Raw genomic sequence first — 14089 nt, forward strand, 5'->3', positions numbered from 1 at the left:
TCGCGGGAGCAGGATGCCGCCGACGAGGGAGTCGTTTCGTGCTGTTCGACGTGGAGCGGACGACCGTCGCCGGGCGTCCGGCCCTCACGGTACGGGGAGAGCTCGACCTGGCGACGGCCCCGCAGCTGGCCGACGCCGTCGACGCCCAGCTCGCCGCCGCACCACGCGGATTCGTCGTCGACCTGACGCAGACGGCGTTCATGGATTCCTCCGGCGCCCGTGAGCTCGCCCGCGCCGCGCGCAAGGCCTCGGCCGCGGGGGTGGAGCTGCACGTGCTGGCCCCGCAGCGCAACGGGGCCGTGCGGCTGACCATCGACCTGCTGGAGCTCGGTTCGGTGATGCCGATCGTCGACTCCGTGGCGGCGATCGGTGTCGCCGTGCCCGACGTCCGTCCGTGACGCCCCGGCGGTGAGCGCCCCCGACGCCCGGGTCGGCGGGGTGCCCGAGGAGGCGCTGCTCCGCTGCGCCGACGAGCCGATCGCCGTACCCGGCGCCGTCCAGCCGCACGGCGTGCTGCTCGCCGTCACCGAACCCGACTTCGCCGTCGTCGTCGCGTCCGCCAACGCCCCGGAGCTGTTCGGCCGGCCGGTCGAAGCCCTCGACCGGGTGCTCGGCGAGGCCGACCTCGCCGCGCTGCGCGCCGGACTGGACGGCGACCTGGCCGAGGTCAACCCGTTGCGCGTGCAGGTGTCCGGCGCCGAGGTGGACCTCGTCATGCACCGGGCCGACGGGCTGCTGCTCACCGAGTGGGAGCCCCTCGGGGGAGCCGAGCAGGCGGGTGCCGCCTGGCACCGCCGGCTGCCGACCGTGCTGCAACGGCTCTCGGCGACGGCGACGCTCGACGAGCTGACCGACGTCCTGGCCCGCGACGTCCGCACCGTCACGGGCTTCGACCGGGTGATGGTCTATCGCTTCGACGCCGACTGGAACGGCGAGGTGATCGCCGAGGCCGCCCGCGACGACCTCGAGCCCTTCCTCGGCCTGCGCTATCCGGCCAGCGACATCCCGGCCCAGGCCCGCGCCCTCTACGCCACCAACTGGATGCGGCTGATCCCCGACGCCGGCTACCGGCCCGTGCCGCTCGACCCGCCGGTTCCGCCGTCCACCGGCCGCCCGCTGGACCTCTCCGGCGCGATGCTGCGCAGCGTCTCGCCGGTGCACCTGGAGTACCTGGCCAACATGGGCGTCGCCGCCTCGATGTCCATCTCGCTGATCGACGGCGGGCAGCTCTGGGGCCTCGTCGCCTGCCATCACTACGCCGGCGCACATCGCCCGTCCTACGCCGACCGGGTCGCCGCCGAGTTCCTCGGCCGCACAGCCTCGCTGCTGCTGCCGACCAAGGTCGCGGCCGGGGAGCAGGCCGGTGTCGTCGAGGTGGCCACCCGCCAGGCGCAGCTGGCGGCCGTCGTCGGCCGCACGCCGCGGGAGCTGTCCGCCGCCCTCGCCGACGGCGAGGTGACCGCCCTGGACCTGCTGCCCGCGGCGGGTGCCGCGGTCCGGCTCAACGGGCAGCTGCGGCTCCTGGGGACGACGCCGCCCGCCGACCGGGTCGAGCCGCTGGTGCGCGCCCTGCTCGCGACCGGGACCCCGGTGACCGACGCGGTGAGCCAGGTGGTGCCCGGGGCCGCCGACCTGGCCGACACCGCCAGCGGCGTGCTCGCCGTCGAGGTGCACGGCGGCCGGGACGACTTCCTGGCCTGGTTCCGCCCCGAGACGATCCGCGAGGTCACCTGGGGCGGCAACCCGTACACGTCGAAGACGGCGCAGACCGATGCCGGTCCGCGGCTGAGCCCGCGCCGCTCGTTCGACGCCTGGAGCGAGACGGTCCGTAAGACGGCGCAGCCCTGGCGGGAGCACGAGGTCGCCGCCGCCCGCACGCTGGCCGCCGATCTCGCCGACGCCGCACTGAGCCGGGCCGCCGAGGACAACCGGCTGGCCACCGCGCTGCAGCGCACCCTGCTGCTGGCGGAGCTGCCCAAGGTCCCCGGCTTCGCGATGGCCGCCCGCTACCGGCCCAGCGCCGAGGACGTGGTCGGTGGGGACTGGTACGACCTGGTGCCGCTGCCCGGAGGCACCGTGTCGGTCGTCCTCGGCGACGTCGCCGGCCACGGCCTGGCCGCCGCCGCGATCACCGCGCAGCTCCGGCACGCGTTGCGCGCCCACCTGCTGCGGGCGTCCGGCCCGGGTGCGGCGCTCGACGGGCTCAACGAGGTCATCGCCGCGCTGCTGCCCGGCGAGATGGCCACCGCGGTCGTCGTCGAGCTCGACCCGTCGAGCGGCGAGGTCGTCGTCGCCAACGCAGGCCACCTGCCGGTGCTGCACGCGACGGCGTCCGGTGCGGAGTTCCTGTCCGACGGGCGCGGGCCGGCCCTCGGCCTCCTCGATGCCGCGGGGTACCGGGAGACGCGAATCCGCCTCTCGGGGGAGGACCGCCTGCTGCTGTTCAGCGACGGTCTCGTGGAGCGGGGCCGGGGTGGGCTGGAGTCGGGGCTCGAGTGTCTCCGGGAGGCAGTCGGTACCGCGCCGGCCGAGCCGCAGACCCTCCTGGACGCCGTCCTGGCGGCGCTGGACCCGCCGACGACGGACGACGTCACCCTGCTGGGCATCGCCCGGACCTGAGACCCGGGCGCCTGGTATCGGGTTACGCCGGGCCGCTCCGTGGCTACACCTCTCGGGTCAGACGGGACTCCGACGAGGGAGTGCAGTGATGACCGAAACCGGCCGCCCGTACGGCGGTACGAACCAGCGCCCGGACGGCGAGGGGCTGCCCGGCGAACACCCCGACAACGACCAGGTGGGGGCGGCTCCGGAGCAGTCCCCGCGGGCGGCGCAGGGCGGCATGTCCGACGACGTCACCCACGTTCCCGGGGGCGACAGGTCGGCGGAGGGCTCCGACGCCAAGGAGCCGGGGATCGCCGACGCGACCGGCCCGCAGGGCTGAGGCACCGGTTCGGCGTCCCGAGGGACGCCGAACCGGCGGTCAGTCGCCCTTGACGTTGACGATCTGGCGCAGCGTGTGCCGCACCTCGACCAGGTCGGCGGCGTCGGCCATCACCTGGTCGATCGGCTTGTACGCGTCGGGGTGCTCGTCGAGGAACGCGTCCGAGTGGCCCCACGCGATGCCGCTCATCCGCGAATCGAGGTCGGCCCGGCTGAACAGCTTGCGGGCCTTCGACCGCGAGTGGTTCCGGCCCGCGCCGTGCGGCGAGGACATCAGCGACGGCAGGTTCCCCTTGCCGACGACGACGTAGGACGCCGCGCCCATCGAGCCGGGGATCAGACCGGCCTCGCCCTCCCGCGCCGAGATCGCGCCCTTCCGCGACAGCCACACCTCGCGTCCGAAGTGGGTCTCGCGCTCGGTGTAGTTGTGGTGGGCGTTCACCGTCTCGGCCCGCTCCACGTCGGTGCCGAGGAACCGCGCCAGCTGGTCGACGACGCGGTCCATCATCTCCTCGCGGTTGAGGTAGGCGAACCGCTGTGCCCAGCGCAGGGCCTCGATGTAGGCGTCGAACTCCGGCTCCCCCTCGACCAGGTAGGCCAGGTCTCGGTCGGGCAGCTCGACGAAGCGCCTGCGGCACTGCTCCTGTGCCACCCGGATGTGCTTCTGCGCGAGCTTGTTGCCGACCCCACGGGAACCGGAGTGCAGGAACAGCCAGACCTGGTCGGTCGCGTCGAGCGACACCTCGATGAAGTGGTTGCCCGAGCCCAGCGACCCCAGCTGCTGCGGCCAGTGCGCCACCGCGGCGTCCGCCTGGTCCGCGCCGGCCATCGCGCGCAGCTCGGCGATGCGCGGCTCCGCGGTGGCCCGGATCTTGGCGTTCCGGCCACCGGCCGACAGCGGGATGGACCGCGAGATCTGCGCGTGCAGCACGTCCAGGTCGCGCCCGGCCATGTCGTCGGCGGTGAACTGGGTGCGGACCGCGATCATCCCGCAGCCGATGTCGACGCCCACGGCAGCAGGGATGATCGCGCCGTCGGTCGGGATCACCGAGCCGACGGTGGCGCCCTTGCCCAGGTGGGCGTCGGGCATCAGGGCCAGGTGCGGGTAGATGAACGGCATCGCGGCGGTCCGCTCGGCCTGCTCCCGGGTGGTGTCCTCCAGGATCGACGCCCAGTTCAGCAGGCGTCCGTTGATCTTCTCCATCGTCCTTTCGATTCGCTCGGATGCGGTCAGGGGTGCTGCACAGCCGGTGCAGTCAACACGTGCAACCGGAACCGCGCAGCTCCTTTCCGGCGCGAGCGGGCCTCGCCCGAGCGACGCGGAGAATGCTCGTGGCACCGTTCTGGCCAGAACTCGGGCTAGAATGCGGACATGACGACGATCCCGCTCAGCGAGGCCAAGGACAGGCTGTCGGCCCTGGTCGAGGCCGCGGAGACGACGCACGAGATCGTCACGATCACCCGGCACGGCCGCGAGGCTGCCGTTCTCATGGCGAAAGAGGATCTCGATGCCCTGCACGAGACGCTCTTCTGGCTCTCGCAACCGGACGTCCGACGGGACATCGACGCCGCACGGAAAGAGGCCGAGCAGGGCAGCACCGTCTCGGCCGCCGACGTGAGGGCTGAGTTCGGTCTGTCGGAGTGACCCCGCCGTTCGACGTCCAGGTCTCGTCATCCGCGCGCCCGCAGCTTCGGCGGCTCCCTGACAAAGCGGCCTCGGCCGTCGTCGAGTTCATCACGGCTGTCCTCCCCGAGAATCCGCTGCGGCTCAGCAAGCCGCTCACCGGCGAACTGACCGGTCTCCGCAGCGCTCGGCGGGGCGACTACCGGGTCCTGATCCACGTGGACGAAGGGGCGAAGAGAATCCTCGTGGTTCGAGTGGCGCATCGCGCCGATGTCTACCGATCTCCCGCGCCGTCCGACGGCTGAGGTCGCGCACGCAAGGCGGCGAGCGAGCAGCCTGGCCTCGGCCGCGACCGGTCGAGTGACCAGTCGTGGTCGCCGACACGGGGAGACACGCCGCGAAGGACGACCACGACTACGCAGTCGACCGAGGGCGAGCGGTCAGACGGTCAGCAATCCCGACGGCTGCTCGACCAGCCGGCCGCGGTGCAGGGTCAGCTTCAGCGCGGCCTCGAGCGCCGGCGTGACAGCCGGAGTCCGACGCTTGTAGCCGAAGATCGCCGCCGTCTGCGTCAGCAGCTCGTCGGCCATCATCCCGGCGCTCGCCCGGCACAGGGCCCCCATCGCGTTGCCGATCTCCTCGGGCGCCACGTGGTCGATCGGCCGGTCGGTGCTCGCCGTCTGCCGGCGGAACCCGGTGAACGTGTCGGGGGAGAGGCCCTCGGGCCACAGGTAGTCGTCGACCACCGCGGACGGCGGCAGCAGGGACAGCAGCGTGGTCCTGCGCCCCTCCGACGCCCGGTTCAGCCCGAACGCGTTGACCGTCAGCTTGGCCAGCCGGTCGACGTGGATGGGCCCCTCGGCCTTCACGCCCGCCGTCAGCACCCGCCGCACCGTGCGCGCGGCCTTCGACGCCGGCAGCTCGTCGAGCACCGCCTTGTCGCCGGCAGGCTTGGGCAGCCACGGCACGAACGGCGTCTCGCCGTCCATCGCCACCGGACGGGCAGGCTTCTTCGCGGGAGCCGCCTTGGCCTTCGCGGCGGGCGCGGCCGGCACCGCCACCGACGCCGTCACCGACGACCGCAGCGCGGCCACGCCCCTGAACGACTCCTGCGCCGCCGTCGGCAGCTGGATCGGCTCCGCCACGGGCTCGGACGGGATCGCGTCGACCGCCTCGACCAGCCGGTCCACCACGGAGGCACGGTCGGCCAGCCACGACGGCAGCCACACCCGCTCGACCACCGGCCAGCGCAGCATGTCGCCGAGCACCTCGACCGGCAGGCCGTCCCGGTCGCCGACCGTGCCGCGCCTCGCCCACGCGGGGCCGTCGAGCAGCACCGCCATCAGCGGCGTCTCCGGGTCGGCCGAGCGGGCCACGGCGAGGTCGACCTTGAAGTCCGACAGACCGACGTCGGTGCGCACCACGAGCCCGCGCTCGCGCAGGGCGTCGGCGATCTCCTCGCGGTGCCGGTCCACCACCGAGGCGGAGCGGGCGTCGCGGGGGAGGACGTCGGTGCCCTGCGCCGCCATGTCCAGGTAGGCCCGGAGGTGCTTGATGCCGACCGACGACGTCTCCTCGGCCCGCAGCTGCTCGGGGTCGAACGACGAGAAGACGACGACCTGCCGCCGGGCCCGGGTCACCGCGACGTTGAGCCGCCGCTCACCACCCACCCGGTTCAGCGGACCGAAGTTCAGCGGCAGCTCACCGGAGGCGTCGGGGGAGAAGCCGGTGGAGAAGAAGACGACGTCGCGCTCGTCGCCCTGCACGTTCTCCAGGTTCTTGACGAACAGGCCCTCGCCGTCGGTGCGGTCCAGGGCCGCGGCCAGGCGCTCGTCGTCGGCGTCGCGCAGCAGCGCCTCGATGTAGGCCCGCTGCTGCGCGTTGAAGGTGACCACGCCGATCGACGGGACGGCGTCCACGCCGTCCCACTTCGGCACCGCGTCGAACCGCCGGCGGATCTCGGCGACGATCGCCTTCGCCTCGATCGGGTTGGTGCGCAGCAGCCGCCCGGCGCCCGACCGGTGGAACGTGCCCGGCACCCGCACCAGCGAGACGCCGCGGCCGTCGGGCTCGGACGAGGGGCGCCCGTGCGTCGGCGCCGGGAAGGACGACAGCCGGTTGCCGTAGTACTGGGAGTTGGAGAACGCGATCAGCGACTCGTCCTGGCTGCGGTAGTGCCACGACAGCCACTGCCGCGGAACCCGCGCCTGCACGCACTCCGACAGGATCGACTCCTCGTCCTCCACCGCGGTCTCGGCCAGATCGCCGGCGTCGTCCGAGACCGACGACGGCTCGGCGAACGACGTCGGGGGCATCTGCTTGGAGTCGCCGACGACCACAGCCGCACGAGCGCGGCCCAGCGCGCCGACGGCGTCGGCCACCCGGATCTGCGACGCCTCGTCGAACACGACCAGGTCGAACAGCCCCGACACCGCGGGGAAGAACCGGGCCACCGAGTCCGGGGACACCAGCACGCACGGCATCACCTGCGTGATCAGCTCGCCGTAGGTCGCCAGCAACTGGCGGACCCCGAGCCCGCGGCGCTGCTTGGCCAGCTCCCGCTGCAGCGCGCCGACCTGGCCCGATCCCGAGGCCGCGTCGAAGGGGCGGTTGCTGAGCACCTTCGACGGCAGCGCCGTCGTCAGGTGCTCGCGCACCGACCGCGAGGCGCGGGTGAACCGGCGGATCGCCTTCTCGTGCGCGCCCGCGTCGAACAGATCGAGGCCGGCGGCGTCCAGCCGCTCGGCCACCGACGCGATCGCCAGACCGCGGTCGAACGCGCGCACCGCGTCGTCGGCCTTCACCGCGCCGGTGACGAGCAGCGTGCGGGCGTCGAACAGCCCGGCGAACCGCAGCGGCTCCAGGGTGTCGAGGAAGGAGACCCAGCGGCGCAGTGACATCAGGTTGTCCACCCCGCGTTCGGGGCGGGTCATCGACCAGCGCAGCACGAGGCCGTCGTTCCCGGCCCAGGCCGCCAGCTGCTCGGAGGTGGTCCGGCAGGCGCTGATCAGCGCCTGGACGGCGTCCCGCAGGCGGGCCACCCCGTCGGCAGCCGCAGTGCCGGCGGGCAGCCCGGCGACGATCAGCTTGCGCAGCTGCACGTGGAAGAGCGTGGAGCCGTCCACGACGGCGCCGGCCCGCCGCAGCCAGTCCACCTGCTGGGCCAGCAGGTCGCCGTCGAGGAAGGGGTTCCATCCCTCGGGCACCGAGAGGCCGGAGATCGAGTCGGCGCGGGTCGCGATCGCCTGCACGGCGGTCTGCACCCGCCACAGGTTCTCGACGACCGCCGGCACGTCCTTCGGCTTCACCTTCGCCTCGGGGCGCAGATAGGGCGCCAGGGAGTCGCGGACACCGATCAGCTTCCGCCGGCGGCCCCACCACGACGACGCCGCCGCGGTCTGCGCGGCCACGTAGATCTCGGCCAGCGGCAGGCGCAGCACCTCGGGCGTGCAGACGTCGAGGCCGGGGTGACGGAACGCGGTGAAGGCCGCGATCTCGCCGAGCACCGCCGACGTCGCCGCCGTCCAGAAGGCGCCGAACGTCTCGTCGAGGACGTCGAGACCGACACCCGGTCCGCTGAGGACGTGCACCAGCGCGTCGAGCTCGTCGGCCGTGCTGGTCCGGCGCAGCACCCCGGCGAGCTCCGGGACCGCCTGCACCTCGCGCACCGCGGCGTCCACGGCGGCGGCCGCGGCCTGGGTCGCGGGCAGGTCGATCTCGGGGGAGTCGACGAAGGCCCACGGGTGGCGCGGCGACGGGCGGGTCAGGTCGGCGATGTCGGGCAGCAGGGCGAGCTCCACCCGCACCGAGCGGAGCACGTCGGCCGGGGCGTTGGCGGCGAAGGGCAGCGGCACCGGCAGCGGCGACAGCTCCGGGTCCGACGCGAGCTCCGAGGTCCGCGCGGAGTACAGCGACAGCCCGACGGCGTTCTGCTCGTGCAGCCGGTCGGCGTAGCGGGCCAGCGTCCGGCGCGCGGACCGCAGCGACTCGCCGTCCGCCGCCAGGCCCTGCTCGTCGACGACGACCGCGTGCTCGAGCGCCAGTCGGATCTGCGCCCGCACCATCGAGGCGCGGGAGCCCTTGTCGTGCAGGTCGAGGGCGAACATGCCCATGCCCACGGCGTCCAGCCGGCGCGCCACCACGTCCAGCGCGGCCCGCTTCTCGGCGACGAACAGCACCCGCTTGCCCTCGGCGACCGCCCGGGTGAGCAGGTTGGTGATGGTCTGCGACTTGCCGGTGCCGGGCGGGCCCTCGAGCACGAAGGTGCGGCCGGCGGCGGCCTCGGCGATCGCCCGCAGCTGCGAGGCGTCGGCGGGCGCGGGGAGCTCGGTGGCCAGCGCGTCGAGGTCGACGTAGCCGCCGAGGTCGCGGGCCGGGTCCTCGAACGCCTCGGTCGGCTCGTGCACCAGGTGGGAGACCAGCGGGTTGTCGGTGAAGTCGGCCCAGTGCTCGTCCAGGTCCTTCCAGAGCCGGAACTTGGCGAACTGCAGGATCGCGAGGTCCGCCGTCGGCTCGACCCGGAAGGGCAGCCCGTGCCCGACCAGCGCGGTGCGCATCGCCTCGAAGGCGGCGTCGAGGTCGAGGGTGCCGTCGACGGCCTCGGTCAGCGTCGGGACGGTCAGCCCGTGCAGCTGGCGCAGCTTCTCGAGCAGGCAGTAGTTGGGCGTGCTCGACCCGGACTCGTCGAGGCTCAGCCGGTAGGAGCCGGTGCGGCCCATCGGCGCGAGGACGACGGGGATGAGCACCAGCGGGGAGCGCAGCGGGCGGCCGTCCAGCTCCCAGACCAGGCTGCCCAGCGCCAGGTAGAGGTTGTTGGCGCCGGTCTCCTCGAGCACCGTCTTCGCCTTGTAGGCGACGTTGCGCAGCTTCGGCAGGTAGCCGCCGCTGGTGACGTCGGCGTGCACCTCACGCCGCTCGACCAGCAGCTCGGTCAGCTGCTCGGCGGGAAGGTCCCTCGCCGAGGTGACTCCGCGCTCGACCTGCACGGCGGCCAGCTGGTCGGCCGGCAGCAGGGTGATCGGCGTCCCGTCGTGGACGAAGTTCTCCAGGACGCCCAGCGCCGCGCCGGGGATGGTCAGCGCCAGGCCGGAGCGCTCGGTGTAGTTGATCAGCCGGTTGCGCAGGCTGAGGTCGAGCAGCGCGTTCTTCCACTGCTGCACCCGCGGCGGCGCCTCCGGCTTGCTGCTCGGGGGCGGGGTGGGCGGCACGGGCCTGGCGGGCGCGCTGTGCAGCGCCGGCCGGTACTCGACGACCTGCAGGACGCCGTCGGAGTCCCGCGCCCGGGCCGGCAGCGGGAAGATGCCGTCCTTGCGCGCCCGGTGGACGTCGGTGACGCCGACGATCCGGTCGAGCTCGCCGGCCAGCCAGCCGCTGTAGGCGGGGGTGTGCAGGTCGGCGCCCGGCTCGCCCGTGCTCGTGAGCAGCGTGGTCTCGACCAGGCCGATCAGTCCGAGGTCGACCAGGTTGACCAGAGGCGCGGCGTCCGTGGTCGCGGCGCTCTCGGCGCTGCGCTCCTCGCGCCAGTACCCGAGGAACGAGTGACCGTCGGCGAGCCACAGCAGCGGGCGCACACCGGCCTGCTCCAGGGCCGCGGCCATGAGGACGACGAGGTCGAGCGGGGTGCCCACCCGCCAGGTGAGGACGTCGCCCGGCGAGCGGACCTGCTGGCCGAGGTCGGACCAGCTGACCGGCGGCTCGCTGTACCGGATGCCGCGCCGCCGCAGGACAGTGGCGACGGCGCCGACGATCTCGTCGACCCGTTCCGGCCCGTCGGCGTAGCCCTGGATCGAGCCCCGCCCGGTCTCCTCCTCCAGGACGCCGGCCGCCTCGCCGACCACCGCGGTGACCGCCGGATGGTTCGGCAGCACGTGCGCGGCGAGCATCTCCAGCGCCAGCGGCAGGGGAGTGGCCAGCCACTGGTGGGCGGCGAGCACCTGGACGACGCGGCTGCTCTCGCCGAGCACCGTGGTGCCGTCCGGGCCGTCGGCCAGCACCTCGACGTCGATGACGCCCGGCCGCTGCTCCTCGACGTGCAGCATCGCGGCGGGGTCCATGACCAGGCCGAGGTCGGTGAGCACCGTCGTCCGGCCCTCGTCGAGGTCGGCCAGCAGCTCGACCGTCTGCGCGATCGGGCCCTCGGCGTCGCGGACGCCGAGCCGCACCGTCGCCGCCCGCACCGGGCCGCCGAGGTTGGTGATGGCGAGCCGGGACACCACCGGGATCCGGTTGTGGGCCAGCGCGTAGCTGAGGACGGGCGTGGACGTGATCTCGATGGAGACCGCCGCCCTCGGGGCGACGACGTCGCCCACCTGGATGTCGGCAGTGCTCTCCATGCCACCTGTCTACCGGAGCGGACCGATCGGTCACTCCATGCTCCCCGACGGGAGGGGCTCGTGTGACGGATGGGCCGGTTCGTTGCCCCGGATCACAGATGTGGCGGCCCGGGACGGTCCGGCCCCGGGTGATGCCTGCCGAACTGGCACATGCATTGTGCATGCGCTACTGCTAATGTGGCAGCATGCCCGTCTCCATGACGATCCGCGATGTCCCGGACGAGACGCGGGACGAGCTCGCCGCGCGGGCTGCTCGCGCCGGTCAGTCGCTGCAGGAGTACGTCAGGACGCAACTGGTCGAGCTGGCAGCGAAGCCGAGCGCGGATGAGCTGTGGTCGCGGGTGCAGGCCAGGGTTCGCACCACGGGCACCCGCCTGTCCGCGGCGCAGATCCTCGAGGCCCGCGATCACGACCGGACGACATGACGGTCGTCGTCGATTCGTCGGTCCTCGTCGCGGCGCTGATCGACGACGGCGCGGACGGGGAATGGTCCCGAGCGCGGCTGCGGCCGGCGTCACTCGCGGCTCCCGCTCACCTGTTCGTCGAGGTGTCCAGCGTGCTGCGGCGGGCGGTGCTCGCGGGCGTCATCGGGCGCGAGGTGGCCGCGATCGCGCACGGTGACCTCGTCCAGACGTCGATCACGAGCTTTCCTTTCCAGGTCCTGGCACCGCGGATCTGGGAGCTTCATCCGACGGTGACCGCCTACGACGCGGCGTACGTCGCACTGGCTGAGGAGCTCGGCGTTCCCCTCCTGACTCTCGACCGGCGGCTTTCCCGAGCCAGCGGGCCGACCTGCGACTTCCTGCTCCCGGGCTGACCCCGACCCGTCGGCGAACCCTGCACGTCCGGTCCGGGGGTACGTCGATTGCGTGGTCTTCGGACGGATCCTGGCCGGCACCCGGTCACTGGTCCTAGGGTGCGGCTGATGAGCACCCCAGGGTTGCCCACGATCTGGGAGCTGATCGCCGAGGGAGCGGCCACACTGCCGGAGCCGTTCAGCCGCGCCGCGCTGATCAACTGGGTCAGCGCCCGCCGTCCCGACGTCGGCGTCTCCTCGATCGCCACCCACATCCAGCTCGCCACCGACAACGCCGGCTCCCCGCCGTCGGGCCGCACGCCGCTGCTGCACCGCGTCGACCGTGGCCGCTACGTCCGGCACCGCGGGACCGACGTCGGGGACGTCGCCGTCGACGTCCCCTGCGGGCGCCTGGTGCTGATCGGGTCATCCGGTGCCACGACGGCCGAACCGATGCCGGTCGCCCGGCTCTTCTCCAGCCCCGGCTTCGTCCGCGCCCGCGACGCCGCCGTCCGTGCCCGGCTCCCGTGGTTCGTGCTCAGCGCCAAGCACGGGCTGCTCGACGCCGGCGACGTCGTCGGCCCGTACGACGTCCAGATCGGCGACCAGTCCGCCGGCTACCGGACGGCGTGGGGGGAGTGGGTCGTCGCGCAGCTGGCCGAGCGGGTCCGCCTGGACGGCGTCACGGTCGAGGTGCACGGCGGCGTCGACTTCGCCCAGCCGCTGCGCCAGCCGCTGGCACGCCGCGGTGCGGCTCTCGAGCTGCCGTTGCCCGGCGCCTGGCAGGAGAGCGGCGACCACGACGACGGGGGGCCGGGGGACGGTGCTGCAGGGAGAGCGCCCGTCCGGGTCGCCCTCGGCCGGCTCCGTGACCTCGTCACCGGCCACCGGGCTTCGTAGCCGTCACGGTTGCGGCGCAGGACCGTCCTCGATCGCGGTCAGGGTGGCCTCGACCTACCCGTGTGGCCACCGCGCACACCCACCCGTCCCGCCGCCCGCCGTCGTCACGAGAGACGCGTGTGACTGCTGCGGCGCGTCGCATCGCGACCGTCACCCCGGGGTGCCGACCAGGCCGGATGCTGCCGATGGCGAGTCCGCGAGGTCGCCGGCCGGGTCGTCCGGTCCGGGAGTGTCCGCGCGACGTGGACGGGGAGTGGAGATGTTCGGGGTCCCGATCGAGGTCCTGGTCGGTGCATCGGTGATCGCCGGGCTGACGCTGCTGGCAGCGCTGTTCCTGGCCGAGCGGGCCTCCAGTCGGCGGGCGGCCAGGCGCCCGCAGACCGCGACCCAGGCGCGCGGCACCCGGGCCACCGCGGTCCCGACGCCGCGCCGGCCCGCCGACGTCGCCGAGCCGGAGGGGCCGATCGCCTTCGCCGAGCCCGGCGTGCGCGGCCCGCTGTTCCAGTACGGCGGGGACGGTGCCGGCTTCCCGGTCGACGCGCCCTTCGCCGTCGTGTCCATCGAGACGACGGGCTTCTCCCCGGTCAGGGGTGACCGCATCGTCGAGATCGCGGTCGTCCGCGTCGACGCCTCCGGCCGCATCGAGGACGAGTACTGCACCCTGCTCGACCCCGGCCGCGACGTCGGTCCGGTCCTGGTGCACGGCATCTCCACCAGCGAGGTGCTGGGCGCCCCTCCGTTCGGCGACGTCGTCGGCGAGCTGCTGCTCCGCCTGGACGGCGCCGTCGTCGTCGCGCACAACGCCGCGTTCGTGGAGCGCTTCCTCGCCGCCGAGCTCGCGCTGCTCGACGTGACGCTCCCGCTCAACCCCGCGCTCTGCTCGTTGTGGCTGGCCCGGCGCACCCTGCGCGCCCCGGACCAGCGGCCGGCCACGCTCGCCCGGGTCGTCGGGCTGCCGGTGGCCGACGCGCACACCGCCCTCGCCGATGCCCGCACCGTGGCGGCGCTGCTGCCGCAGATGCTGGCGATGCTCGGGGAACGGCCGCGCTACCTGACCGGTCTCCGCCCGATGCCCGAGCTCGACACCGAGGCCGAGCCGAAGACCCGGTTCGGCGAGCTGCGCCCGGGCACCGACGGCTGGATCGCGTCGATGGTCGGCCGCCTGCCGCGCGCGGTCGTCGACGCCCCGGACGCCGACGCCCAGCGCTACGTCGACGCCCTCACCTCCGCCCTCGCCGACGGCCGGATCCTCGGCGGCGAAGGCCAGCTGCTCGCGCGGCTCGCCGGCTCCGCCGGCATCGGCGCCGACCAGGTGCTCGCGCTGCACCGCCGCATCCTCGGGCACCTGCGCGCCACCGCACTCGAGAACGCCATCCTCACGACCGCTGAGCTCCGGCAGCTGAAGACCGCCGCGAGCGGGCTCGGCCTGCCCGACGTCTTCGACGACCTGCGCCCGACCTCGCCGCAGGACCTCATGGCGGCGCGGCTGCGCTGATC

At 73.8% G+C, this 14089-nt stretch carries 11 protein-coding genes; 9 read left to right on the forward strand and 2 right to left on the reverse strand.

Annotated elements, in window-relative coordinates:
- The first annotated feature begins 38 nt into the window (after nt 1–38).
- From FHU33_RS07765 to FHU33_RS07775, 3 genes are all read left to right on the forward strand, one after another.
- A complete protein-coding gene (locus tag FHU33_RS07765) occupies nt 39–398 on the forward strand; it encodes an STAS domain-containing protein (RefSeq protein WP_170182355.1) in 360 nt (119 codons plus the stop codon).
- A 10-nt stretch (nt 399–408) separates the two neighbouring features.
- A complete protein-coding gene (locus tag FHU33_RS07770; protein ID WP_170182356.1) occupies nt 409–2619 on the forward strand; it encodes a SpoIIE family protein phosphatase in 2211 nt (736 codons plus the stop codon).
- Nucleotides 2620–2707: 88 nt separating this feature from the next.
- Nucleotides 2708–2941, forward strand: coding sequence for a hypothetical protein (locus FHU33_RS07775; RefSeq protein ID WP_142024828.1), 234 nt, complete (start codon nt 2708–2710; stop codon nt 2939–2941).
- A 39-nt stretch (nt 2942–2980) separates the two neighbouring features.
- On the opposite strand, the gene FHU33_RS07780 is transcribed toward FHU33_RS07775, so the two are convergent.
- Nucleotides 2981–4144: an RtcB family protein gene (locus FHU33_RS07780; protein WP_142024829.1), complete on the reverse strand. Its 1164-nt coding sequence runs from the start codon at nt 4142–4144 to the stop codon at nt 2981–2983.
- Between the two features lie 168 nt (nt 4145–4312).
- Between FHU33_RS07780 and FHU33_RS07785 the strand changes: the two genes are divergently transcribed.
- Together FHU33_RS07785 and FHU33_RS07790 are read left to right on the forward strand one after the other, a co-directional pair.
- Nucleotides 4313–4585, forward strand: coding sequence for a type II toxin-antitoxin system Phd/YefM family antitoxin (locus FHU33_RS07785; protein WP_142024830.1), 273 nt, complete (start codon nt 4313–4315; stop codon nt 4583–4585).
- The gene (locus FHU33_RS07790; RefSeq protein WP_142024831.1) at nt 4582–4869 is read left to right on the forward strand and encodes a type II toxin-antitoxin system RelE family toxin; all 288 of its coding nucleotides are present in this window, start codon (nt 4582–4584) and stop codon (nt 4867–4869) included. The genes FHU33_RS07785 and FHU33_RS07790 overlap by 4 nt, the downstream gene beginning before the upstream one ends.
- Nucleotides 4870–5004: 135 nt before the next feature.
- On the opposite strand, the gene FHU33_RS07795 is transcribed toward FHU33_RS07790, so the two are convergent.
- Nucleotides 5005–10896, reverse strand: coding sequence for a DUF4011 domain-containing protein (locus FHU33_RS07795; protein ID WP_142024832.1), 5892 nt, complete (start codon nt 10894–10896; stop codon nt 5005–5007).
- A gap of 185 nt (nt 10897–11081) precedes the next feature.
- Between FHU33_RS07795 and FHU33_RS07800 the strand changes: the two genes are divergently transcribed.
- The 4 genes from FHU33_RS07800 (at nt 11082) to FHU33_RS07815 (ending at nt 14087) form a co-directional block, all read left to right on the forward strand.
- Nucleotides 11082–11321 (forward strand): FitA-like ribbon-helix-helix domain-containing protein, encoded by a 240-nt coding sequence (locus tag FHU33_RS07800; protein WP_142024833.1) that lies wholly within the window; start codon nt 11082–11084, stop codon nt 11319–11321.
- Nucleotides 11318–11713, forward strand: a complete 396-nt coding sequence (locus FHU33_RS07805) for a type II toxin-antitoxin system VapC family toxin (protein ID WP_142024834.1) — start codon at nt 11318–11320, stop codon at nt 11711–11713. The genes FHU33_RS07800 and FHU33_RS07805 overlap by 4 nt, the downstream gene beginning before the upstream one ends.
- Nucleotides 11714–11821: 108 nt before the next feature.
- A complete protein-coding gene (locus tag FHU33_RS07810; protein ID WP_142024835.1) occupies nt 11822–12592 on the forward strand; it encodes a DUF6884 domain-containing protein in 771 nt (256 codons plus the stop codon).
- Between the two features lie 259 nt (nt 12593–12851).
- The gene (locus FHU33_RS07815) at nt 12852–14087 is read left to right on the forward strand and encodes a 3'-5' exonuclease (protein ID WP_142024836.1); all 1236 of its coding nucleotides are present in this window, start codon (nt 12852–12854) and stop codon (nt 14085–14087) included.
- Nucleotides 14088–14089: the final 2 nt, after the last annotated feature.

It is taken from the genome of Blastococcus colisei (assembly GCF_006717095.1).
GTDB lineage: Bacteria > Actinomycetota > Actinomycetes > Mycobacteriales > Geodermatophilaceae > Blastococcus_B > Blastococcus_B colisei.